The organism is Flocculibacter collagenilyticus, from assembly GCF_016469335.1.
In the GTDB taxonomy this organism is placed as follows: Bacteria; Pseudomonadota; Gammaproteobacteria; order Enterobacterales; family Alteromonadaceae; genus Flocculibacter; species Flocculibacter collagenilyticus.
Map to the genome: position 1 here is coordinate 33,217 of NZ_CP059888.1, position 20,748 is coordinate 53,964.

A 20,748-nucleotide genomic window follows, 5' to 3' on the forward strand; every position below is an offset into this window, starting at 1 on the left:
TAAACCTTTATGACTGATTAACTACGATTCGCTTTGGCTTGAAGGCGCGCTTCTTTTTCTAATTTCTTTTTAATACGCTCGCGCTTAAGCGGAGATAAGTAATCGATAAAAAGTTTGCCAACTAAATGATCTAATTCATGTTGAATACAGATAGCCAGAAGACCGTCTGCGTCAAACGAGAAGGTTTCACCTTGCTCATTCAGCGCTGTAACAGATACCCGTTCGGCGCGATCAACTTTAGCGTAAGAATGAGGCACTGATAAACAGCCTTCTTCACTACAGGTTGTGCCTTCTTTATGAGTTATTTCTGGATTAATGAGTACTAGTCGATCGTCTCTGTCTTCAGACACATCAATCACTACAATGCGCTGATGAATATCAACTTGCGTAGCTGCTAAGCCGATGCCATTTTCATCCATCATAGTGTCGAACATATCTTTCACTATTTGACGGATTTCATCATTCACTTCAGTTACAGGCTGCGCCACGGTGCGCAATCTTTCATCTGGGAATCTTAAAACTTCTAGTATTGCCATTTTGACCTTTAATTTACATGCTTTAATTTAACAGATATGTTATGTTTCAATTTTAGCCATTTACAGTCGCTAATAATAGATTAAAAGCCAATTAAACAGAAAAAGAACGAAAAAATAATGAACAAGAGGCTCAAGAAAGCTAGCATGGTTAAACGATTTAGTGCATTTTTAGCCGCATTACTAATTTCTAGCCAAGCTGTGGCAGATGTACTAACTATTAGAGAAGACGCGCCAGCGAACTATGTTGTTAAAAAAGGCGACACGTTGTGGGACATCTCTGAAATCTACCTAGAAGATGCGTGGAAGTGGCCCGAGTTATGGCGCCTAAACCCACAAATTGAAAATCCACATTTAATTTATCCCGGTGATACCATTTCATTGATTTATGACGCAGACGGCGTGCCGATGCTTGTGATCAATCGAAACATGAAAAAGCTATCGCCTGTACAACGCAAGGTTCATAAAAAAGATTTAGCCGTACCTACTTTGCCGCTAAATATGATCCGTCCATTTTTAAGCTTTGAACAGTCTATTGATGAAGTGGTCGTATCAGAGTTGCCTTACATTTTAGGTGCCGATGAAAGTCATAAGAATATTGTGATGGACCGTACTGTGTATGTGAATGGTGATTTAGAAGTAGGCCGTCAATATGCAATATATCGTGAAGGTGAGCCGTACTTCGATTATCAGTCTGATGTTGAACTAGGCCGCGAAGCGATTTTTGTTGGCACACTGCGTGCGTTTCGTTCGGGCAATATCGATAAGAATATTCCTGCCTCGGCAACCGTAACCAGTGTGCGTAAAGAAATTAAACCGGGCGATAAATTATTACCTGCATCTGATGGGCAAACCTTACCTGCATTTTTCTCAATGCGCAGCCCAGAAAGTAATGTAGAAGGGCGTATTATTGCATCCACTTCAAAGTTACGTGAATTTAGCAAAATGGATGTGGTAGTTCTTAACCTAGGTGAAGCGCAAGATATGAAGGCTGGGCATATGCTGGATATTGTGCGTCAATCACCGCAAGTGATCAAAACCTTGAATGGGCCTAAATACGCTGAAGATTCATCTAAGTTTGACAAATTACTCGCTGAAACGAAAAAACCGTTAAAAATGGTATTAGAAGACACTAAAGAAGACATCGTTATTATGCCTAGAGAAAAAGTAGGTGAATTGATGGTTTTTAAAGTGTACGAGAAAATTGCTTATGCCATGGTAATGGATACGTACAGACCTGTGCGTGTGGGCGATAAAGTAATTACCCCATAATTTATACTAAAATCGGCGTAAATTAAAATAAACACGAACAGCGCAGTAATTACTGCGCTGTTTTATATCACACCTGCGACAACAAGGAATGTCTGTGGCAAATCAACATTTAGACGTATTACGTCAACTTCTCATCCTTCAACAACTTCCTAAGCTTGGCACGAAAGGGCTACTCAAACTGTTGTCTAGATTTTCGTTAGACACACTGTTTGCTATGCCGAATGACGCGTTATTGCAGCTTGGACTTAGTGAAAGCCAAGTTGCTCGTTTACATCGGCCAAATGAGGCCTATCTCAATACTGTTTTTAGTTGGCTAGAGCAGAGTCAGCATTATGCCATTACCCTATTTGATGACGCCTATCCTGCGTTATTGAAGGAAATGAGTGATCCGCCACTTATTTTGTACGTTGCTGGTAATCCAAACGTTTTGCATCAGCCGCAAGTTGCAATCGTGGGCGCAAGAAGTGCTACACCGTCAGGCTTAAATAATGCGCATCAATTAGCAAAAGAACTTACGCATCGGCATTGGGTAGTGACCAGCGGTTTGGCAATGGGAATTGATGGCGCTGCACATAAAGGGGCGTTAGCGGGAGCTGGCCAAACAGTAGCAGTATTGGGAACTGGGCTAAATAATATTTACCCGAAACGTCATCAGAGATTAGCGCAACAAATTATGGAGCAGGGCGCACTAATATCAGAGTTTGTGCCGAATACACCAGCAAAGCCAGAAAACTTTCCGCGGCGCAATCGCATCATTGCAGGGTTAAGTTTGGGTACTCTGGTTGTTGAAGCTGCCGTTAAGAGTGGTTCGCTGATTACTGCAAGGTTGGCACTTGAACAGAACCGAGAAGTCTTTGCCGTACCTGGCGCAATAACGAATCCTTTAGCACAAGGTTGTCATCATTTAATTAAGCAAGGTGCCAAGTTAGTGGCCTGTGTAGACGATATATTAGAAGAGCTTCCCTTAACTGCGCCTCAGCCTTTGCAGGCAAGTTTAGCCTTAGACATTGATGTGAATGAGCAGAAAGACACTAAATCAAGCAACCAGGTCAATGCTGATGATGCAAAATTATTAGCGCAGATCGATTATGACGTAACACCGACAGATTTAATTGCCCACCGCTATCAGCAAAGTATTGATATTGTTATGATTAAGTTGATGGAGTTAGAGTTATCAGGATTAATTCAGGCAGTCCCGGGTGGCTATGTACGCGTTAATTAAATGAGATGGCCCACTGATGTCGTGCTAAAGTAAAAAAAATTACGCCGATATATAATTAGAAGTAAGATTTTTTTTAAAAAACGGTCTATATATAGAAATAGAATAAAACGACATTGAAAGAGGAGGCTGGCTGATCAATATAGGTAACCAAACCATAGTCTGACGCCTTTCTTGTCGATGTTTTGATTGGCAGCGCACTTTGCCATTGGAACAGGTGTTAAGCGTTGCGTTTAATCTTAGCCAAGAAACTGGGCGGCATTTTCTGATAGTGTTAGTTAGCTATCATAATAATAAGTTGAGGAGGGTTTTACCATGTTTGATATCCTCATGTATTTGTTTGAAAACTATATTCATAGCGAAGCGGACATTTTTGTAAACCAAGATGATTTAACCGACGAGCTAACGAAGGCAGGTTTTCATAAAGATGAAATCTATAAAGCATTAGCTTGGCTTGAAAAATTGGCCGATTTACAAGAAAGCCATGTAAAGCCTTATTTAACTAAAGCAAGTTCAGCGTCTATACGTGTGTATACCGATGAAGAAATGTTGCGGTTAGATTGCCAATGCCGAGGTTTTTTGTTGTTTCTTGAACAAATCAATGTTCTTGACTTTGCAACGCGGGAAATGGTCATTGATCGGGTAATGGAGATTGACTCACCATTTATCAGTTTAGATGATTTAAAGTGGGTGGTGCTGATGGTGCTGTTTAATGTACCGGGGCAGGAGTCTGCTTATGCGCAAATGGAAGATTTAATATTTGATGAACAAGAAGGGCCGCTGCATTAGCGGCCTTCTTATTATTTAGCCATAAACCTACACTGGTGTAGGACGAAACTGTACGGCTGTGTCATAATGCGCCAAGATGAGTGTATGTGCGGAGCGTATTGTGAGTAAAATTGATAGCGATTTATTTAACACTGGTGAGCAACCGCAAGCACCGTCCAACTGTCCTGAGTGTGATGGCGCGCTAGTGCTAAAACACAGTAAAAATGGCCCTTTTTGGGGATGTAGTCAATATCCGTCCTGTACTTATGTTAAAGCAACACATGAAAACCAATCACATACTGTTAAGTTATTAGATTTATCCTGCCCTGGTTGCACATCACAACTGGCGGTTAAAAGCGGTCGCTTTGGTTTATTTATTGGCTGCACAGCGTTTCCAGCATGTACTTATGTGGCTGACTTAGCGCATACAGATGACGAAGGAGTTGCCTGCCCTGCGTGTTCAGCAGGTCAGTTAGTGCAGCGAGCTAATAAATACGGTAAAAGCTTTTTTGCTTGTGACGCCTATCCTAAATGTAAGTATGTCGTGAATACCCCGCCAGTCGCACAAACCTGTCCAGAGTGTGGTTGGAAAATTTTAGTTGAGAAAAAAGGTGCATCAGGTAAGCGGCTTATCTGTCCGCAGAAACAATGTGACTATAAATCACCAATATAGTCAGGCCGCCCTCTAGGTTTACTTACTTCATCACAAACCTCGTTAGCCGCAAAGCCAAATTAAACAATGGTACATGCTTCAATGGTATTTGCGATATGGCTATACGAAACGGTAATCTGACGACCCTGTTGTAATTGTTCACTTAACGTTTGTGAAAGCGTTAATTCTAATGTTTGTGTTGTAGTATCAATATGGCTTAATTGGGCAACGCTGAAGTCAACAGTGCGGCGTATTTGAGGGAACATGGCTTTAAATAAGGCTTCTTTACTGGAAAATACAATAGTAACAAATAAAGCATTATCACTGATGTGATCAGACAGGCTTCGCTCTTTTTGTGACATAATTTTTTTAGCAAATCTTTCTGCGTGCTCAGAAGCCAGTATATTCTCTCTGTCTATGCCAATTCCCCTAGATGGCTTATTTGGTCGAATCGCCACAGCCACTGCAGTCTCGTCGGTGTGGCTAATGCTGCCGTTCACATTGGCCGGCCAAATCGGTTCGTTATTTTGGCCTATACAAGGTTGCACGATGTGGTTTAAGCCAACTTGTTTCATCGCTTGCACAGCACACCATCTGCCTGCCATAAACTCGCATTGTCGCTTTAGCAGTGCGTGTTGCATGCTAGAAGGTAAATACAACTGCTCATGCAACAATCTATCCAAGAAGCTTTGCTGGTTCTGAATAGCTAGCTCTGCTCTGCTAATGGTGAAATCTTGTTGGTGAAAATAAGCAACGGATGGATTCATCATTAAACGTGTCTGCCTGTTATATGGAAAACATCTATGATTTAGAAAGCATAATGAAGGCTAAATTTAGCAAATTCTTCACCTGTTAATGCATACAAGCGCTGATCAGTTGGCTCTGCAGTTAGCACTTTCATGACTTTTGCTTTCACTCTAACATAATCATTAAGGCGATATTGGTAGCTTAATTCTGCATATTGTCCGCTGTAGTCAAAATCATAACTGTATAGAAAGCGTACGCGGCCTTGATTGGTATCGCCAAAATCAAATTTTGCACCAATAAACAGATCATTTTGGCCATGTGTTTCAGCGGTCAATTTGCGGTCATCAAAAACATATTCAGCAATAAATGTAACCTCTTCAATATAATCAGCAAATAGATAGCTTGGGTATTCGATACCTAAATTGGCGGTAGTAAAACCGTTATTTAATTCCTTACCTGCTTTTGCTTCAAGCTTTAGCGTAAAGTCTTCACTTAAATACACGCCATCAAACATCATGTTTTCGGTTTGCAGATAATACGGCGTAAGTAGGGGGGACGAAGGGGATTGGCGCATTAATATAGGTGACCGCCTTGTGCCTTTAAAATAGGATACGGCAAACTCAAATTGGTCATAATAAAACAAGCCGCGTGCTGCAAAACCGCCGTCTTTTTTATCGTCTTCATATTGATCATGATCAGCAATCGGTAAGCCATAAGAAGGGCGTTCTGGGAAGGTAATGGCACGAAATTCGGGTAAATAATAAAAGCTTATGTCGCCGTTTGAAAAGCGGTTACTGACCGAAACAAATGTTTGACCTAATTTCACTTTACCGTCTAGGCTTTCCATTAAATCGGACTGATTCATTACATTGACCACGTTAATGGACTCTGAAACGCCCCAAAAGAAGGTGTCTACCCCCGCACCAAAAGTGAAATCGTTTTTCCGGAAATATAGGTTGGCTTTGCGAATATCGATATAGCGACGCGCTTCGTCAGCATCGTTCCAATTGGCAAATACTTGGCTGTTGAATTTTGCATGTTCAAACTTATGGCTAAACTTCGCTTCAGCCTTTATCCCTTTACTAAATTGGTTGTTTACCGTTTGGTTTTTATCTTCTGCATTAAAGTAATAACGCCCTGTTGTGGCTAAGTCTACGCTGATGTTGTCAAGTAAGTCGGCCGCAAAGCAAGGTGCATTAAAGCCAGCACTGCTTATAGCAAGATAAAGAGTGGTGGCCGTTAATGCTTTTTTTGAATTAGAAAGTAACAAAGCTACTCCCCTAATGAGCTACGATGAAATTCTCTGTCGGTCAAACCTAACGCGAATTGAATGGAACTATATTCTAGCGCCGTTGCATTATTGGTTTGTACATTGTGCATTTCGACTTTGTTTGCACGCCAATACTTGTTGTCATACAGCTTAAAGTCAGTAGCCGTAAACACTTTTAGTAAGGTGCTTTTACGATCGTAGTATTCTATCTTGTAGATTTTCTTATCGGCTTGCTCAATCCACATTTTTTGCTTGCTGTAGCCTGAATGTTTATCAACAGGGAATCGTTCAATGACATCGCATTGAGATGCTATTGTACTGTTTGTGGTATCGCTACATGCTTCAGTCGTAATGTAGTTATAGGTGTAATCTTCAACATTTTTATTGGTCATGTCTTCAAACGAGAATTCGCTGCCCATAAATGCCCCAGATTTATTGCGAGATGATATTCGTTTGGTACGATTAACCGCTGGCAGAAACAGCCATTGGTCATCGGTTTTAGTTCTTAGTGGGTGTGTAAGTAATGAGGTGCCTTTGATGTCAGCGGGGAAATCAAATTTGATCAGGGATTTATCGCCATCATCCGTATTTTCTAGCACTTTTATATCGAGTTCTCTTACCGTTTCAGCGCCCTGACCATTTTTTAAGATCATAGACAGTTTTGCACTGCTATCTTGAAAACCTGCGTCTCGGGTATCTAGTGCAACGGCTATGTTATAGCCTTTTTTGGCCGTATCTGGCTCTGCTTGTGCGGGGTTGGCAAATACGGTTAATGGTAATAAGACTAGCGATAGGCTGAATGTATTGAATTTCATAATATTTCGCTTCTAATTTGGATTATTAACAAGTTGGTTTTGAGGCAGCGTAACAGGCACATTACGGATAAAACGCATTGCGAGTACTGGCAGCACGATCAGGTCGAAGAGTAATGCCAATATGATAGTGCCACTGGTTAGCAGTCCCATTTGCGCATTCTTCTCGAAGGATGACGTCGACAACAACATAAAACCTACTACCAAAAGAATGGAGCTGATCACAATGGCACTCATGGTGTGTTCAAAGGTATTTTTGACGCTTTGTTCTGGGGTTAGGCCGCGCTTTAATCCATTAATATATTGATATAAAAAGTGCACGGTATCGTCCACAATAATGCCGATCGCCATGGCTGATACACCAGCCAACCCCATTGATATCTGGCCTTGTACGCAGTACCAGAAACCAAATGCCATGCCTACTGGTAGTAAGTTTGGAATGAGCGTTAACATGCCTACATACAGCGATCTAAATACAAATGTTAATGCAACAGAGATAACAAGAAACGCGATGAAGGCACCTTGCAGTAAACTGACGATATTACTTTGGCCAATGTGTGAAAAAATTAATGATGGACTTGAGTAGCTATAATTGATTGATGCTGGTTTATTCGCTTCTAACCAATTATTTACTTTGTTTTCAAACGCTATCATTTCCATGGAGCTACTATTACGTAGTCTGGCAGTCAGCTTTAACGCGGATTTATCAAAGCTGAGCATATCGTTTACGCCTTTACCAAAAGGTAATGACATTTCATAAAGCAGAAAATGTTGGGCTGCCATTGTTGGGCTGTCTGGAATGCGATAAAACTCAGGGTTATCGCTGTTCATCAAACGGTTGAGCTGTTTTATGCGATGTAAAGGACTGGTAGTAATAACAACTTCGGGTTGCTGCATTAACCAATTATCGAAGTCTTCAATAAATTTCAGGTATTCAACGGCAAATATACCGCTTTTTTCGCCACTCGAAATCGAGTAGCCAATGTTGTATAGGCCAGAGAATTGTTTATCAATGGCTTCTGATTCGGCTCTAAAAGGAACAGATTTATTGAAGTATTTTATTAAGTCATCATTACCTTGGTTTAATAAGCTTAAACTTGCGAACACTAAAGTGCATGGCACCACAATAAACAGGATTTGCTTTTGTTTACGGATAACAAATGCTGACAGCCAGCCCATGTTATTAAATACCTTTACGGCATAGCTGGTTCTGTTCGATAACGTGAGTTTCATCAGTAACGCGGGTAACAGAGTAAATGACAGTAGCAAAGAGAACATCACCCCAAATGCGACGATGTTGCCTAAGTCCCTAAACGGAGGAGAGTCACTTGCGTTCATCGCCAAAAAGCCAATGATAGTGGTAAGGTGGCTGACAATAATAGGTTTAGCATTATGCTGATATGACGACAGAATAGCTTGATGTTGCTGCTTGCCTTGCATCAATTCTCTTTTTACATAACTGATAATATGGATGCTGGACGCAACAATTACGGTGAACATAATAATAGGTGCTGAAATAGAAGGGGCGGATAACTTAATACCAAGCCAGCCAGCTAAACCTAATGCGCCAAGTAATGATAATAACAATACCGCTAGAATACAACTGGCTGCTTTTGCCGAGCCTAAAATAACGCCGGCTGCGACTAAAACAAATACGATCATTAACGGAATAAGTGTCATAAAGTCGCGTTTGGCTGCCGTGAAAAATGCACTGTTCATCGACACTAAACCCGTAACAAAGAATTCATGTTCAGGGTAATCAAGTTTTAGCTGGTCTAAAATTTGTGCTATGCCGCTACTAACAGCAAGTGTTTCTTGTTTATGATTGATTCCAGGAAGTAGGGTGGTTATATTGATGGCGGTATATTGGCCATCTTTAGTGATTAAATTACCAACTAAGTCTCTTTCGTTATTTGCCGCGTTTTTAATGTATTTAATATGTGCTGGCGTGATTTGCTCTGGCTCATAGACGAACTCTTCAATCATGATGTCATCATCTTGAGCTTGGCTATATGGAAAGTTGGTGAGCGAGTCGACGCGAGAAACATGTGCGACTTGCCATAAAGCTTGTGTAAATTGATACACTAAGCTTATGGTGTCGGTGTTATAAATATCAGATTGCTTTGGTTTTATCATGATGAAGATGTTGTCGGTAGTACTGTATGTACTCTCCATCGTTTCTAATACTTGTAAATCAGTATCATCATCATCAAAAAAGATTTTGTAGTCGCTAGAAAGCCCCATATTTTTGAGGCCAACAATCGATATCAAGGTAAACACCATTGCGACTAAAAGTAACCAACGGTTTACCGTTGAGTTTAATAGCCAAGCTACGTTATTTTTATATTTCATACCATTTCCTTTTGTGTTTCCATGTGGCTCTCCAGTAGCGACACAATATGGTTTACATCCTTGGCAACGCCTAACACTAGCTCTGAACCTCGACAGCTAAACCACTTGCGCCCAATAATAAATAAGCCAGGCTCAGGTGTTTTACCTTGGCTATGAATAAAGCCATTTTCATCCATGCAATGGGGAAGCTTTAACCACTCTGTATTATCTTTGTATCCAGTGGCCCAAATAACCATATCAACGTCTTCGACATTGCCATCAGCAAAGCTAAGCGTGTTACCTGCACAGTTAAGTAGTCTTGACTTGATGGCCACACCTAACTTTTTTAACTGCTTGTTGTTGAAGTCTGCACATGGAACGGGATTACGTTTTTTAAGAAGTTTGGCAACTAACGTTGAATTGCCCGCATCTAAAATTCCCAAGCTTTTTAACCACCAAAACAAATCTTTACCCAACACTTTGTTGGGAGGCAGTCCTCTGTTTGTGCCTGTCGCTAAGCTGACACGACAGCGTTTGGCTAAGCCGCCAGCAATTTGTCTGCCCGACGCACCATCCCCAACCACCACGACATTGCTGTTATTGGGCACGAGATCTAGGGACGGCATTTGCGCTGTAAGCTGTATGACGCTATCAGATAGCTGCTGGCTGATTTGCGGCACGTTTGGCGTTTGATTTGAGCCCGTAGCATTAATCACCGTTCTAGCCAATATTTGTTCGCCGCTTTCAAGCGTTAACAAAAACAGCTCTGCTTGCTTGGTTAATGCGCTTACTTTTGCATTTTCACGGACATGTAACTTAAACCTGTTAGCGTATGATTTTAGGTACCTGCCCATTTCACTTGCTTCAGGAAAGCCATTTTGTGAACCCGGTAACGAAAGTCCTGGTAACTGGCAAAATTGGCGTGAAGTGAACAGGCGTAAACCTGACAATCGTTGCTCCCATACTTGACCAATGGTGTTTCGCTCTAATAACAGATAATCGATATGTTTATCTTGTAATTGTTTGGCTGTGTATAAACCGCATTGACCAGCACCAATAATGACAGTATCCAGAACTTGCATTTTATGAAGGCACCTTCTCTAAATTAGGGGTTGAGCTTTCAGTTAAATGATTCACTAATGCATTAACTGTTGGATAATCAAACGCCAATGTTGGGGCAACTTCAATTTGCATGTAATCTTCAATAACGGTAGTTAACTGAACATGCCCAGCTGAATCTAACCCTAAACGAGAAAACGAAGTATCAATATGTTGTTCTAACGAAAAGCCTTCAATTTTTGAGGCGATGTAATCTGTTATCTCAGTAATAAGCTCTTCTTTTGAAAATGTTTTATTCACAACTTGTTCCTTAAAAATATGAATTTAAATCAGTTCCGCACATGCTGAACGTTTTACTTTACCGCTGGTGGTTTTAGGGATAGTGCCGGGTTTTACAATCAGTAATTTGTCGAGTGATATTTCATGTTGCTCGTTAACCAGTGCTTTAATATCGTTTGCGAGCTCTTGTTCATTGGCGGTGCTTAGCACTCGTTTTTTGATCTCAACAATAGCGGCAAGTTTTGTTTTTGCGTCTTGTTCGTATGTAAACACCGACGCACCATTCCCCCCTGAGGCGTGCTGGTAGGTGTTACAAGTACGCTCGATGTCATAAGGGTATAAATTGCGACCTCGAATAATGAGTAGCTCTTTAATTCTGCCAGTAACGTAAAGCATATTGTTTTGAACAAAGCCCAAGTCGCCTGTTCTTAAATAACGATTGCCATCAGAAGGAATGAATTGAGCGTGGAAGTCAGACTCGGTTTTGGCTGAATTATTAAGGTAGCCCTGTGCAACTGAATTGCCTGATACCCATATTTCACCCACTTCATCCTGCTGACATTGTAGACGCGTTTCAGGGTGTACAATTTTAACGTTAAAACCTGGCGCGATAGCGCCGCAATTAACGATTTTAACGCCTGAATCGGCTTCACATAGCTTGCCTTGCGACAATTGCTCTTTATCAAGAGTCACTGTACTAACACCACTTTGAGTGGGGCCGCCAGAAATTAATAACGTAGTTTCGGCCATGCCATAGCTAGGAAAGAAAGACGCAGGATTAAAACCGTAGCGGCTGAATTTTTCAGAAAACGCCGACATGGTGTGTGCGCTAACTGGCTCTGAACCATTAAGTGCCACTTTCCAACAGCTTAAATCAAGATCGGATAAATCTTCTTTTTCACTAATAAAATTAACACAATGCTCGTAACCAAAATTAGGTGAGGCAGAGCACGCAATTTTGTAGTGTGCAATTAAGCGCAGCCAACGGCTAGGGCGTTGGATAAAGTTCATTGGCGGCATGAACACGTAGGTGCCCGCCATATACAAAGGATGCATCATGTGGCCAACTAATCCCATATCATGGAATTGTGGTAGCCAACCGCCAGTAACAACACCTTTTTGATGGTTGCACGCACTACGAATGGCTTCCATGTTATCCACAATATTACCGTGGCTTACCATTACTCCTTTCGGGGCACTAGTAGATCCAGACGTATATTGAATGAAGGCTATATCGCTAGGTTGAATGTTGGGTAAAGGTGAAATATCTTGCGTTGCATTGAGCTCAGTTATCCAAATGAGTTGTTGCTGCTCAACTGACTTTAATTGTGCCAATTGCTCTGACAGCAATATTTTCGTGCTTTGGGTGGTGAGAATGGCTTTGACATTGGCGTCTTCAATGATGTTAATGGTGCGCTCAAATTGCTGTGCATTACGGGTTACATTCAGTGGAACGGCAACCACTCCTGCCAATAAACAAGCAAGAAAGTTAACAATAAAATCAAATCCAGCAGGATAAAGTAGCGCTAGCGATTTCCCTTGGTAGCCTAAAGCAATTAGTAACTGTGCTCTACGCTGAACGGCATCATGTAATTCTTGATAGCTTAACAGTTCGGCCGTTTCGAGTCCTCTTGGCTGAAAAATGCAGGCGTGCTGTTCTGGTTGTGTTTTGGCATGATCACTAATGGCATCCATTAATAATGAGTAGGTTTGCAGCATAAATTATCCCTCACTTATTGCTAACAGCCTTTGCACTTCAGCAACTAAGGTTGTTACAAATTTCTCTACATCTTCCAGTGAGGTGAACCGGCCAAAGCTCACTCTAATCGAACTTTGGATATCATCCTCATCCATACTCATGGCTTTTAATACATGAGATATATTTTTTGTTTTGTTATTACTGCACGCAGAGCCGATAGAAATAATGTAGCTATGTATTATTTCCATACGCGCGGCAAGTGCTTCACCACGAATGCCTTTAATTGAAATATTAAGGGTGTTTGACAGGGCGTCTTGGTAAGCTGTGGTGCCATTAAACTTAATCTGTATTGGTGCGGATTTAAGCAACGTCATCATATGTTGCTTGCAAGCCCAATTATCTTGATCCCATTGTTCAACATGTAAAGACGCTTCTTGAGCGGCTTTAGACATGCCAATGACTGCGACTAAATTCTCGGTTCCCGAGCGCATTGACAGCTCTTGTCCGCCGCCATGAATAAGCGGAATAATGCTTTTCGCATCCTTAATGTATAAGCAGCCAATACCTTTAGGCCCATAAAATTTGTGAGCAGAGAGCGATAGGTAATCTACATTTAAGCTTTCAACATCGACTCGGCGCTTACCGACGAATTGCACGGCATCGACATGTAATGGAATATTATGTTCTTTTGCGAGTGCGGATATTGCTGGAATAGGTTGCAGGACGCCGGTTTCATTGTTGGCGTACATAATGGTGATCAGTTGTGTATCATCTCTCAGGGCTTGTTTAACATCGGCAATGTTAATAACACCATGCTCATTCGGCTTTAAGTAAGTTACTTCGAAACCAAAGTGACTGACGCAGTAGTTCACCGTATCCAGTACAGAAGCATGTTCGATTTCGGTTGTAATTATATGACCCGGCTTAGCGGTATGCTTAAATAAAACACCCTTAATAGCCCAATTATTAGCTTCAGAACCGCCAGAAGTGAAAAAGACTTTATTTGCATCTGTATTCAGTAGTTGAGCAACGTTGTTTCTAGTTTCGGTAATTGCTTTTTTACTCAGCATAGAGTAACGATTACTGCTTGAAGGATTAGCAAACTGTGTGATCGCCGGGATCATTGATTCTGCTACTTCATTTGAAATGGGCGTGGTTGCGTTATAATCAAAATAACCTGAGAGATGTTGTTGATCCATGTTAAGCCGCTCCAACGTTTAATTGCGCAGTCAGCTTCTCATGAAGTTCAGATAATATATGTAGGCAATGGTGTTGTGACGGTTCAAGCTCACCGAGCATTGCTTCAATTTCTTGTGGCTGTCTTTGTGCAATTTCGGTTGCGGTTTGGCCTTCAATGGAACGGCAAAAGATATTCGCAGTTGCGACTGACGTTGCACATCCCCACGCTCTGAATACCGCTTTATTAATGAGGTTATCTGTTACAGATAATTGAACCTTGATGCGATCACCACATACCGGGTTACCGATTTCTAATTCATGGTCTGCGGATTCTAAGTCACCTACATTTCGAGGATCTGAAAAATTATCAATAATAATATCGTTATACATTTTATTACCTTTATGCGTTATCTAATCAGTGTGCCAGCTACATTCCTTAGCGGCTGAGCACTGATTAGGCAGGGAGAGAAATTACGCGACGACTGGGCAGGCGCCTGCGTGTTGTTCTTCATTATCATCAAGCTGTTTGTCTAGGTTTACTGCACAACAACCGAACTCGGTTGACTCTGGTAAACGCATAACATATTCAACTCTTTGACCACTGCGCGGGTCATTCTCTGATTTTGGTAATAAACGTACTAAGTCTTCAGTAAGGATAAAGCCAGGCGTTGAGCGTGAAAGCGGATCAAGTATGGCTAATTGGCCCACTTCATTGATTGCTACTTCTTTATCTAAATTTTTAGGGTCACGTACTGAAAAATGGATATAAGGTGACACATGCTTAACGCCTTGCTCATCATCAATCGCTACCACGTTTGACTCAACTAAGGCGTAAATGTCACGTATTTGATGCTTTTCTACACCTAAATACTCCATACATTCGTTGTTAAACTCGGTGCGAGATAACATTTCGCCACTGAAGCGTTTCCAGCCACCTAGCGTGATAATTAATGTATTTTTATCTAGTTTGATTTTTTGATTAGTCGCTTTTAAGAAACGAATAAAACGATTAATTAAAAATGGAGGACCTATAATGTGGCGATCAAAGTTATTTTCCCAGACTGACAATTGTTCAAGGGCATCTTCAGGTGCAAAACTGTCATTTTTCACCATAAACTTATGGGTATCTAATAACCCTGCCATTAGGTTAAGCGCCTTGATCATGCCCATTTCTGGAATTTCTTCATTAGATGGACAAAGGTACAAGCCTGCGCCCTTAGAAATTTCAAAAAACTCACGATACATGGCATAAATGCCTAAAATAACGTTGTCTACTGTGTCTGAACAGCGACGAGATACGCTTGGGATACCAGAGGTACCAGTACTACGCATTTCTAATTCAACATTTTTCAGACTTTTAGATAACAGTTTGTGATTATCATTCGCTTTAAACAGATGAATTGGGATTAATGGTAGCTTGATTAAGTCATCAGGCGACGTAATCATTTCTGGGGTAACATTCTTGTCATCACATGCGGCACGGTAAAACGCATTATTAGCATAATGAAACTGAAAGGACTCAAAGATAAGAGAAGATTTAAACTCTAATAATTGAGATTCAGGCATTGCATAAAGTTGCTTTGCTGACGATAACGCGACTTTAACAGGATCAAGCCCTGCTTGTGTTAATATGTTGTGTAATTCCATTGAAAATAATCCATTGCTTCAAACATTAAGAAACAATGATTCTAATGGTTGATCATTTTTTTACTTGAACAAACTTGCTACTTTTTAAAAAGAAGCGCTTTAATTTGTGTGATGGATAAACCGAACATTGATCTAAAGGTGCGGCTTAAGTGTGCACCATCCGAAAAACCTGCGCTGTGGGCAGCTTCTGTGGCGGAGGCGCCATGGGCAATTGCGTTACTGGCGCAAAATAACCTACGCCATCTTAAATAAGGTCGCCAAGCGATGCCGACTTGTTGTCTGAATAAATGTAAAAAGCGACTTTCTGATAAACACAATTCCGATGCGACATTAGCTGCACGCCAATTGGCAGGTTTTTGACACTCGCCAACTAAACATAAATTTAACTTTTGCATTAATTTTTGAATGCGTTTATCCGTAATTTCACTACTATCGACTGAAAAATTTAAAGGCAAATTGAGCTGTTCAAATAGCGGGGTGATGGCTGATATTGGATCGATAATAGGATTAACTGGAACAGGGCAGTGGGTTACTAAATCATTAATTGAAATTACTGGGGACGTATCAAGTAAGTGCTGTAACGATAAGCCTAAAATACTTTGCGGCTCTACCAATAATAGCCAGCCTTCTTTGAGCTGAAGTTGATGTTCGACTTGTGAACCAATGATAAAGCTTCCAGACAGTTTACCCTCAGGCCATTCACATTTTGCACCTTTGGTTGACCACACAATTTGAATTGCGTGATGTTGATGTTTTTCAGCGTCTAATGCGGCACCGTAAAAAAGAATGATACTGTCTTTAATCCACACGCTAGGTTTTAATTCTATACATCCATGTTTATTCATAGGCAGACTTATTAAAAAGTTGTTACAGAAAAATATAGTAGCATAGGGGTTGGACAAAATGGAAACCACTTTCGTTGTGTATTTGGAGCGCTTCTTTCTATGTTAATTTATGCTATTACTTGTACCTGTTAGGTACTTACGCATGATTTATTTCATGCTAAAAAGCAAAAACTATGCATAATTTTACTACGATTTTAATTGCAAATACGGTTATAATAGCGCCAGTTTTTCATTCACTTATTGAGGAATACGATGGCAAACGCATTTGTAGCAGTATTAATGGGATCTGATTCAGATCTTCCTGTAATGAAATCAACGTTAGAAGTGTTAAAATCATTTAACATTGACTACGAAGTTAAAGTCACCTCCGCTCACCGCACTCCAGCAGCAACACACGAATATGTTACCCAAGCAGAAGAAAGAGGCTGTGCAGTATTTATCTGTGCTGCAGGCTTAGCTGCACACTTAGCGGGTGCCGTTGCTGGTATCACGACTTGTCCAGTAATTGGTGTTCCAATTGACGCTGGTCCATTACAAGGTCATGACGCCTTACTTTCAACAGTAATGATGCCAGGTGGTGTACCTGTTGCAACTGTTGCGATTGGTAAAGCAGGTGCAAAGAATGCGGGCTATTTAGCGGCGCAAATGTTAGCAGTTGGCGATGCTGAATTACGTCAACGAGTTAAAGAAGATCGCCAAGCAAATGCTGCTGCGGTTATTGCTAAAGACCAGTCACTTCAAGAAAAACTCAAGTCTCTATAAGTTAACCTAGTTAACTTCGCTTTTTGGATAGAGCTTAGGCTCTATCCTTCTATACTCATATTTAAGTTCAATTTGTTTAAGGAATAATGGATGGATAATCCGGCATATTCTCCAGAAGTGCAGGCGCTTCATGATGGAGGCGTGATCGCATATCCCACAGAGGCGGTATTTGGTTTTGGTTGTGATCCTGATAATGAGTTTGCTGTGCAGCGTATTTTAGCGATTAAACAACGTCCAGTTGAAAAAGGATTAATTTTAATTGCTGATAATTATTCTCAACTGATTAAATATGTAGACGACAAACGTATTCCTATTGATAAGCGTGCAGATATTTTTTCTCGTTGGCCGGGCAGCACGACTTGGCTATTACCAGCTGCACCTTCAACACCTAAATGGTTAACTGGGCAGTTTGACTCGATTGCAGTGCGAGTGACTACCCATCCAACCGTTAAGCGTATTTGTAATGAGTTTGGTAATGCAATTGTATCTACCAGTGCAAATAGAGCGGGCGAAGAGCCAGTAACGAGTGCTGACCAAGCGATTGCTTTATTTGGTAACGAGGTAAATATGGTGGTAAATGAATCTGTTGGCAGTAACTCTCAGCCAAGCCAAATTGTTTGCGCTACATCTGGAAAGATTATTAGGAATTAAAATGTCTGAAGTTAATATCCAGCGAGTTCAATCGTTCCTTAAAAACTTACAAGATAGGATATGCCAAGGTTTATCAGAGTGCGATGGCTCTGGACGATTTATTGAAGATGAGTGGCTACGAGAAGAAGGTGGCGGTGGACGTTCACGTGTATTGAAGAATGGCACTGTTATTGAGCAAGGGGGTGTAAATTATTCACATGTATTCGGTGAAAAAATGCCAGCTTCAGCGACAGCACACAGACCCGAGTTGCAGGGCCGTAACTTCCAAGCCTGTGGTGTTTCTTTGGTGATTCATCCTTATAATCCTTATGTGCCGACCTCACACGCCAATGTGCGCTTTTTTCTAGCTGAAAAAGAACATGCGGAGCCGGTATGGTGGTTCGGTGGTGGTTTTGATTTAACGCCGTTTTATGTGTTTGAAGAAGATGCTAAGCATTGGCATCAAGTAGCAAAAGCGGCTTGTGATCCGTACGGTGAAGAAGTTTATAAAAAGTTCAAACATTGGTGCGACGAATACTTCTACTTAAAGCACCGTGACGAAACACGTGGTTTAGGTGGCCTATTTTTTGATGATTTAAACGAGTGGGGCTTCGAGCGTTCGTTTCAGTTTATGCAAGATATTGGTAATGCTTACCTCGAGGCGTATATTCCAATTGTTAATAGAAGAAAAAACACGCCTTTTAGTGAGCGAGAGCGCGACTTTCAACTTTACAGGCGTGGGCGTTACGTAGAGTTTAACTTGGTTTATGACCGAGGTACGCTATTTGGCCTGCAAACAGGCGGTAGAACAGAGTCAATATTAATGTCTATGCCACCATTAGCAAGGTGGGAGTATAATTACTCACCTGAACCAAACAGCGATGAAGCTAACTTGGCTAGCTATCTCGTCCCACGTGAATGGCTTTAATTCGCATTAATCACTATTTATCATATGTGTTGCGAGCTGCGCTAAAGATTGTTTAAGCTTGGCTCGTAATAGTGGTGTATCTATTTCAATATCTAATGTTTTGTTCATGCAGTGCAGCCATTGATCACGTAGCTGTGGTGTAATCTTGAAGGGCATATGACGTTGTCGTAAACGAGGGTGGCCATATTTTTCTTCAAACAATGCTGGGCCGCCTAACCAACCTGAAAGAAACTCAAAAAACACCTGACGAATTCTATCCAATGGTTGAGGGTGCATAGCATAGAGCTCTTTCGCAAAGGGATCTGATGCCATAATATCGTAAAACCGATTGGCAATTGCTCGTGTTGCCGCTTCGCCACCAATAGCATCATAAGGTGCCTTTAATAGCTCATCGATAGGTTGACGAGCATTAGTGTCACGTGGCTTTTTTGGTGTCAGTAATTGACTTAACTTTTTAATCATAGAATATAATACTTTTAAACAGATATATTAAGTAAGGTTTTATGGATACGTACGCTGTATTTGGTAACCCAATAGCACACTCGCGCTCTCCATTAGTGCATCAATACTTTGCACAACAATTTGATGACGTCATACAGTACCAAGCTATTCTCGCTGAAAAGGAATCGGTAAAGCAAATCTTCGATGATTTTTTTGTTATAGGTAAAGGCGCGAACGTAACACTCCCGTTTAAAGAGTTTGCTTATGAGTACGCAGATATATTGAGCGACTATGCGCAGCAAGCTGGTGCGGTAAACACGCTCATTAAACAATCGGACGGTAGTATTTTGGGCGACAATACTGACGGCGTCGGACTGGTTCGTGATATCGCGAATCTTGGTTTTGACTTAACCAATAAATCTGTGTTGTTGTTAGGGGCGGGTGGAGCAGCACGAGGTGTATTACCTGCTTTATTATCAAAACAGCCGCTAAAAATAGTGGTAGCAAATAGAACCGCAGAAAAAGCAGCTAAACTAGCTGAAGTATCGCCGTTAGTTGATGGTACGAGCCTTACGAATATTCCACATCAACCCTATGACATTGTAATAAATTCGACTTCTGCTAGCATTGATAAGCGTATTCTTGATATAGATACTACACTACTTAAAGACGCTACCTTAATTTACGATATGTTTTATAGTGCGGATGGAACGTTTTTTAACGAATGGTGCCAACAATTTTCATCGGCAAAAACATTCGACGGTTTAGGTATGTTGGTTGAGCAGGCTGCTGCAAGCTTTTACTTATGGCGAGGTAAACGGCCTGATAGTAAACGAGTGATTAATTTATTACGTGAGAAAATACAGAGTGAATCAAAGAATACAATTTCGTGATAATTTCAGTATTAACCTTAATAAGGCGGCGCTGAGTTTTGATGCCATCGTCGATGGTCAGATTATTGGTTGCTATGTACCTCTCACTCACGTGAAAGCGGATATGTCATCAATCATTGATGAGCATCATTTTGATTGGGAAGAACAAGCCACACAATTAATTGAAAATGAAAAATATAATGATGCAGGCGAAGTGTGGCTTAATCAGATTTAAATACTCTCTAATAGATAGTCGTCTTTCAACTCAACATAATTAGTTGCTGATCGCTTCAAAAAGGAAATCTCATCATCAGTTAATTTGCGCGCTTGTTTGACTGGCGTTCCCACATAGAGGTAACCACTTTTTAATATTTTATTGGGAGGCACCAGCGCGCCAGCTGCTATCATCACATCATCTTCAATAATGGCATCGTCCATAATCGTTGCACCCATACCTACTAGAATGCGACTACCCAACTGGCAACCATGCAACATTACTTTATGCCCAATCGTTACATCACAACCAATAATTAATGGGGAACCATTCGGTTTTGTAGCGGATGTGCGGCTTACATGCAAAACGCTAGCATCCTGAATGTTTGTTCGTTCACCAATACTAATTGTATTTACGTCACCACGTATTACTACAAATGGCCAAACACTCACATCATCAGCTAAATTAACTTTACCCACCACAATTGCACTATTATCTAAATAGCATTTATTACCAATAGTTGGATATATCCCTTTATAACTGCGTATATCTGTCATATTACTCTAAGCTTTATTGATTTTTACGCACA

Annotated in this window: 23 protein-coding genes; 9 read left to right on the plus strand and 14 right to left on the minus strand. The window is 41.0% G+C overall.

The features are described 5' to 3' along the window. Positions 1–17: 17 nt before the first annotated feature. A complete protein-coding gene (gene def / locus HUU81_RS00125; RefSeq protein ID WP_199610171.1) occupies positions 18–536 on the minus strand; it encodes a peptide deformylase in 519 nt (172 codons plus the stop codon). A gap of 144 nt (positions 537–680) precedes the next feature. Here def and HUU81_RS00130 point away from each other — a divergent pair, with 144 nt between their 5' ends. The 4 genes from HUU81_RS00130 to HUU81_RS00145 all read left to right on the plus strand — a co-directional run bounded on the left by HUU81_RS00130 (position 681) and on the right by HUU81_RS00145 (position 4,465). Next, a complete protein-coding gene (locus HUU81_RS00130) occupies positions 681–1,805 on the plus strand; it encodes a LysM peptidoglycan-binding domain-containing protein (RefSeq protein WP_199610172.1) in 1,125 nt (374 codons plus the stop codon). A 94-nt stretch (positions 1,806–1,899) separates the two neighbouring features. Further along, the gene (gene dprA / locus HUU81_RS00135; RefSeq protein WP_233520547.1) at positions 1,900–3,027 is read left to right on the plus strand and encodes a DNA-processing protein DprA; all 1,128 of its coding nucleotides are present in this window, start codon (positions 1,900–1,902) and stop codon (positions 3,025–3,027) included. Between the two features lie 312 nt (positions 3,028–3,339). Beyond that, on the plus strand, positions 3,340–3,813 hold the full coding sequence (locus HUU81_RS00140) for a DUF494 family protein (protein WP_199610174.1): 474 nt from the start codon (positions 3,340–3,342) through the stop codon (positions 3,811–3,813). Between the two features lie 100 nt (positions 3,814–3,913). Continuing rightward, the gene (locus HUU81_RS00145) at positions 3,914–4,465 is read left to right on the plus strand and encodes a DNA topoisomerase family protein (protein ID WP_199610175.1); all 552 of its coding nucleotides are present in this window, start codon (positions 3,914–3,916) and stop codon (positions 4,463–4,465) included. Positions 4,466–4,524: 59 nt separating this feature from the next. Here HUU81_RS00145 and HUU81_RS00150 read toward each other — a convergent pair whose 3' ends face one another. The 11 genes from HUU81_RS00150 to HUU81_RS00200 all read right to left on the minus strand — a co-directional run bounded on the left by HUU81_RS00150 (position 4,525) and on the right by HUU81_RS00200 (position 16,312). Then, positions 4,525–5,214 carry a 4'-phosphopantetheinyl transferase family protein gene (locus HUU81_RS00150; RefSeq protein WP_199610177.1) on the minus strand — a complete coding sequence of 230 codons (690 nt, stop codon included), beginning with the start codon at positions 5,212–5,214 and terminating at the stop codon, positions 4,525–4,527. 38 nt (positions 5,215–5,252) lie between these two features. Continuing rightward, positions 5,253–6,461 carry a hypothetical protein gene (locus tag HUU81_RS00155; protein ID WP_199610179.1) on the minus strand — a complete coding sequence of 403 codons (1,209 nt, stop codon included), beginning with the start codon at positions 6,459–6,461 and terminating at the stop codon, positions 5,253–5,255. A gap of 2 nt (positions 6,462–6,463) precedes the next feature. Then, positions 6,464–7,276 (minus strand): outer membrane lipoprotein-sorting protein, encoded by an 813-nt coding sequence (locus HUU81_RS00160; protein WP_199610180.1) that lies wholly within the window; start codon positions 7,274–7,276, stop codon positions 6,464–6,466. A 12-nt stretch (positions 7,277–7,288) separates the two neighbouring features. Beyond that, positions 7,289–9,625, minus strand: a complete 2,337-nt coding sequence (locus HUU81_RS00165) for an efflux RND transporter permease subunit (protein ID WP_199610181.1) — start codon at positions 9,623–9,625, stop codon at positions 7,289–7,291. Next, positions 9,622–10,686 carry a flavin-containing monooxygenase gene (locus tag HUU81_RS00170; protein ID WP_199610182.1) on the minus strand — a complete coding sequence of 355 codons (1,065 nt, stop codon included), beginning with the start codon at positions 10,684–10,686 and terminating at the stop codon, positions 9,622–9,624. Before HUU81_RS00170 ends, HUU81_RS00165 begins: the two co-directional genes overlap by 4 nt. 1 nt (position 10,687) lies before the next feature. Next, positions 10,688–10,963 (minus strand): acyl carrier protein, encoded by a 276-nt coding sequence (locus HUU81_RS00175; RefSeq protein ID WP_199610183.1) that lies wholly within the window; start codon positions 10,961–10,963, stop codon positions 10,688–10,690. Positions 10,964–10,987: 24 nt separating this feature from the next. Beyond that, entirely contained in the window at positions 10,988–12,661 is a 1,674-nt protein-coding gene (locus HUU81_RS00180; RefSeq protein WP_199610184.1) for a fatty acyl-AMP ligase, read from the minus strand. Between the two features lie 3 nt (positions 12,662–12,664). Further along, positions 12,665–13,840 (minus strand): cysteine desulfurase family protein, encoded by a 1,176-nt coding sequence (locus HUU81_RS00185; protein WP_199610186.1) that lies wholly within the window; start codon positions 13,838–13,840, stop codon positions 12,665–12,667. A gap of 1 nt (position 13,841) precedes the next feature. Beyond that, entirely contained in the window at positions 13,842–14,210 is a 369-nt protein-coding gene (locus HUU81_RS00190) for an iron-sulfur cluster assembly scaffold protein (protein ID WP_199610188.1), read from the minus strand. Positions 14,211–14,291: 81 nt separating this feature from the next. Continuing rightward, positions 14,292–15,467, minus strand: a complete 1,176-nt coding sequence (locus tag HUU81_RS00195) for a LuxE/PaaK family acyltransferase (RefSeq protein ID WP_199610190.1) — start codon at positions 15,465–15,467, stop codon at positions 14,292–14,294. A 77-nt stretch (positions 15,468–15,544) separates the two neighbouring features. Further along, a complete protein-coding gene (locus HUU81_RS00200) occupies positions 15,545–16,312 on the minus strand; it encodes a helix-turn-helix domain-containing protein (RefSeq protein WP_199610192.1) in 768 nt (255 codons plus the stop codon). A 252-nt stretch (positions 16,313–16,564) separates the two neighbouring features. Between HUU81_RS00200 and purE the strand changes: the two genes are divergently transcribed. The 3 genes from purE (at position 16,565) to hemF (ending at position 18,632) form a co-directional block, all read left to right on the plus strand. Next, positions 16,565–17,074 carry a 5-(carboxyamino)imidazole ribonucleotide mutase gene (purE, locus tag HUU81_RS00205; protein WP_199610193.1) on the plus strand — a complete coding sequence of 170 codons (510 nt, stop codon included), beginning with the start codon at positions 16,565–16,567 and terminating at the stop codon, positions 17,072–17,074. A 90-nt stretch (positions 17,075–17,164) separates the two neighbouring features. Further along, positions 17,165–17,725 carry a Sua5/YciO/YrdC/YwlC family protein gene (locus tag HUU81_RS00210; protein WP_199610195.1) on the plus strand — a complete coding sequence of 187 codons (561 nt, stop codon included), beginning with the start codon at positions 17,165–17,167 and terminating at the stop codon, positions 17,723–17,725. Between the two features lies 1 nt (position 17,726). Beyond that, on the plus strand, positions 17,727–18,632 hold the full coding sequence (gene hemF, locus HUU81_RS00215; protein ID WP_199610197.1) for an oxygen-dependent coproporphyrinogen oxidase: 906 nt from the start codon (positions 17,727–17,729) through the stop codon (positions 18,630–18,632). A gap of 6 nt (positions 18,633–18,638) precedes the next feature. Here hemF and HUU81_RS00220 read toward each other — a convergent pair whose 3' ends face one another. Beyond that, positions 18,639–19,094 (minus strand): group II truncated hemoglobin, encoded by a 456-nt coding sequence (locus HUU81_RS00220; RefSeq protein ID WP_199610199.1) that lies wholly within the window; start codon positions 19,092–19,094, stop codon positions 18,639–18,641. A 41-nt stretch (positions 19,095–19,135) separates the two neighbouring features. Between HUU81_RS00220 and aroE the strand changes: the two genes are divergently transcribed. Together aroE and HUU81_RS00230 are read left to right on the plus strand one after the other, a co-directional pair. Then, on the plus strand, positions 19,136–19,966 hold the full coding sequence (aroE, locus tag HUU81_RS00225; RefSeq protein WP_199610201.1) for a shikimate dehydrogenase: 831 nt from the start codon (positions 19,136–19,138) through the stop codon (positions 19,964–19,966). After that, entirely contained in the window at positions 19,941–20,180 is a 240-nt protein-coding gene (locus HUU81_RS00230; protein ID WP_199610203.1) for a DUF1488 family protein, read from the plus strand. Before aroE ends, HUU81_RS00230 begins: the two co-directional genes overlap by 26 nt. On the opposite strand, the gene HUU81_RS00235 is transcribed toward HUU81_RS00230, so the two are convergent. Continuing rightward, the gene (locus HUU81_RS00235; protein ID WP_199610205.1) at positions 20,177–20,716 is read right to left on the minus strand and encodes a gamma carbonic anhydrase family protein; all 540 of its coding nucleotides are present in this window, start codon (positions 20,714–20,716) and stop codon (positions 20,177–20,179) included. The two genes, HUU81_RS00230 and HUU81_RS00235, sit on opposite strands and share 4 nt — an antisense overlap. Between the last annotated feature and the right edge of the window lie 32 nt (positions 20,717–20,748).

What these genes read in the sequence shown, in the direction of transcription:
- def (WP_199610171.1), bottom strand. Translation starts at nt 536, where the DNA reads ATGGCAATACTAGAAGTTTTAAGATTCCCAGATGAAAGATTGCGCACC.
- HUU81_RS00130 (WP_199610172.1), top strand. Translation starts at nt 681, where the DNA reads ATGGTTAAACGATTTAGTGCATTTTTAGCCGCATTACTAATTTCTAGC.
- HUU81_RS00140 (WP_199610174.1), top strand. Translation starts at nt 3,340, where the DNA reads ATGTTTGATATCCTCATGTATTTGTTTGAAAACTATATTCATAGCGAA.
- HUU81_RS00150 (WP_199610177.1), bottom strand. Translation starts at nt 5,214, where the DNA reads ATGATGAATCCATCCGTTGCTTATTTTCACCAACAAGATTTCACCATT.
- HUU81_RS00160 (WP_199610180.1), bottom strand. Translation starts at nt 7,276, where the DNA reads ATGAAATTCAATACATTCAGCCTATCGCTAGTCTTATTACCATTAACC.
- HUU81_RS00165 (WP_199610181.1), bottom strand. Translation starts at nt 9,625, where the DNA reads ATGAAATATAAAAATAACGTAGCTTGGCTATTAAACTCAACGGTAAAC.
- HUU81_RS00170 (WP_199610182.1), bottom strand. Translation starts at nt 10,686, where the DNA reads ATGCAAGTTCTGGATACTGTCATTATTGGTGCTGGTCAATGCGGTTTA.
- HUU81_RS00180 (WP_199610184.1), bottom strand. Translation starts at nt 12,661, where the DNA reads ATGCTGCAAACCTACTCATTATTAATGGATGCCATTAGTGATCATGCC.
- HUU81_RS00185 (WP_199610186.1), bottom strand. Translation starts at nt 13,840, where the DNA reads ATGGATCAACAACATCTCTCAGGTTATTTTGATTATAACGCAACCACG.
- HUU81_RS00190 (WP_199610188.1), bottom strand. Translation starts at nt 14,210, where the DNA reads ATGTATAACGATATTATTATTGATAATTTTTCAGATCCTCGAAATGTA.
- HUU81_RS00195 (WP_199610190.1), bottom strand. Translation starts at nt 15,467, where the DNA reads ATGGAATTACACAACATATTAACACAAGCAGGGCTTGATCCTGTTAAA.
- HUU81_RS00200 (WP_199610192.1), bottom strand. Translation starts at nt 16,312, where the DNA reads ATGAATAAACATGGATGTATAGAATTAAAACCTAGCGTGTGGATTAAA.
- purE (WP_199610193.1), top strand. Translation starts at nt 16,565, where the DNA reads ATGGCAAACGCATTTGTAGCAGTATTAATGGGATCTGATTCAGATCTT.
- HUU81_RS00210 (WP_199610195.1), top strand. Translation starts at nt 17,165, where the DNA reads ATGGATAATCCGGCATATTCTCCAGAAGTGCAGGCGCTTCATGATGGA.
- hemF (WP_199610197.1), top strand. Translation starts at nt 17,727, where the DNA reads ATGTCTGAAGTTAATATCCAGCGAGTTCAATCGTTCCTTAAAAACTTA.
- HUU81_RS00220 (WP_199610199.1), bottom strand. Translation starts at nt 19,094, where the DNA reads ATGATTAAAAAGTTAAGTCAATTACTGACACCAAAAAAGCCACGTGAC.
- aroE (WP_199610201.1), top strand. Translation starts at nt 19,136, where the DNA reads ATGGATACGTACGCTGTATTTGGTAACCCAATAGCACACTCGCGCTCT.
- HUU81_RS00235 (WP_199610205.1), bottom strand. Translation starts at nt 20,716, where the DNA reads ATGACAGATATACGCAGTTATAAAGGGATATATCCAACTATTGGTAAT.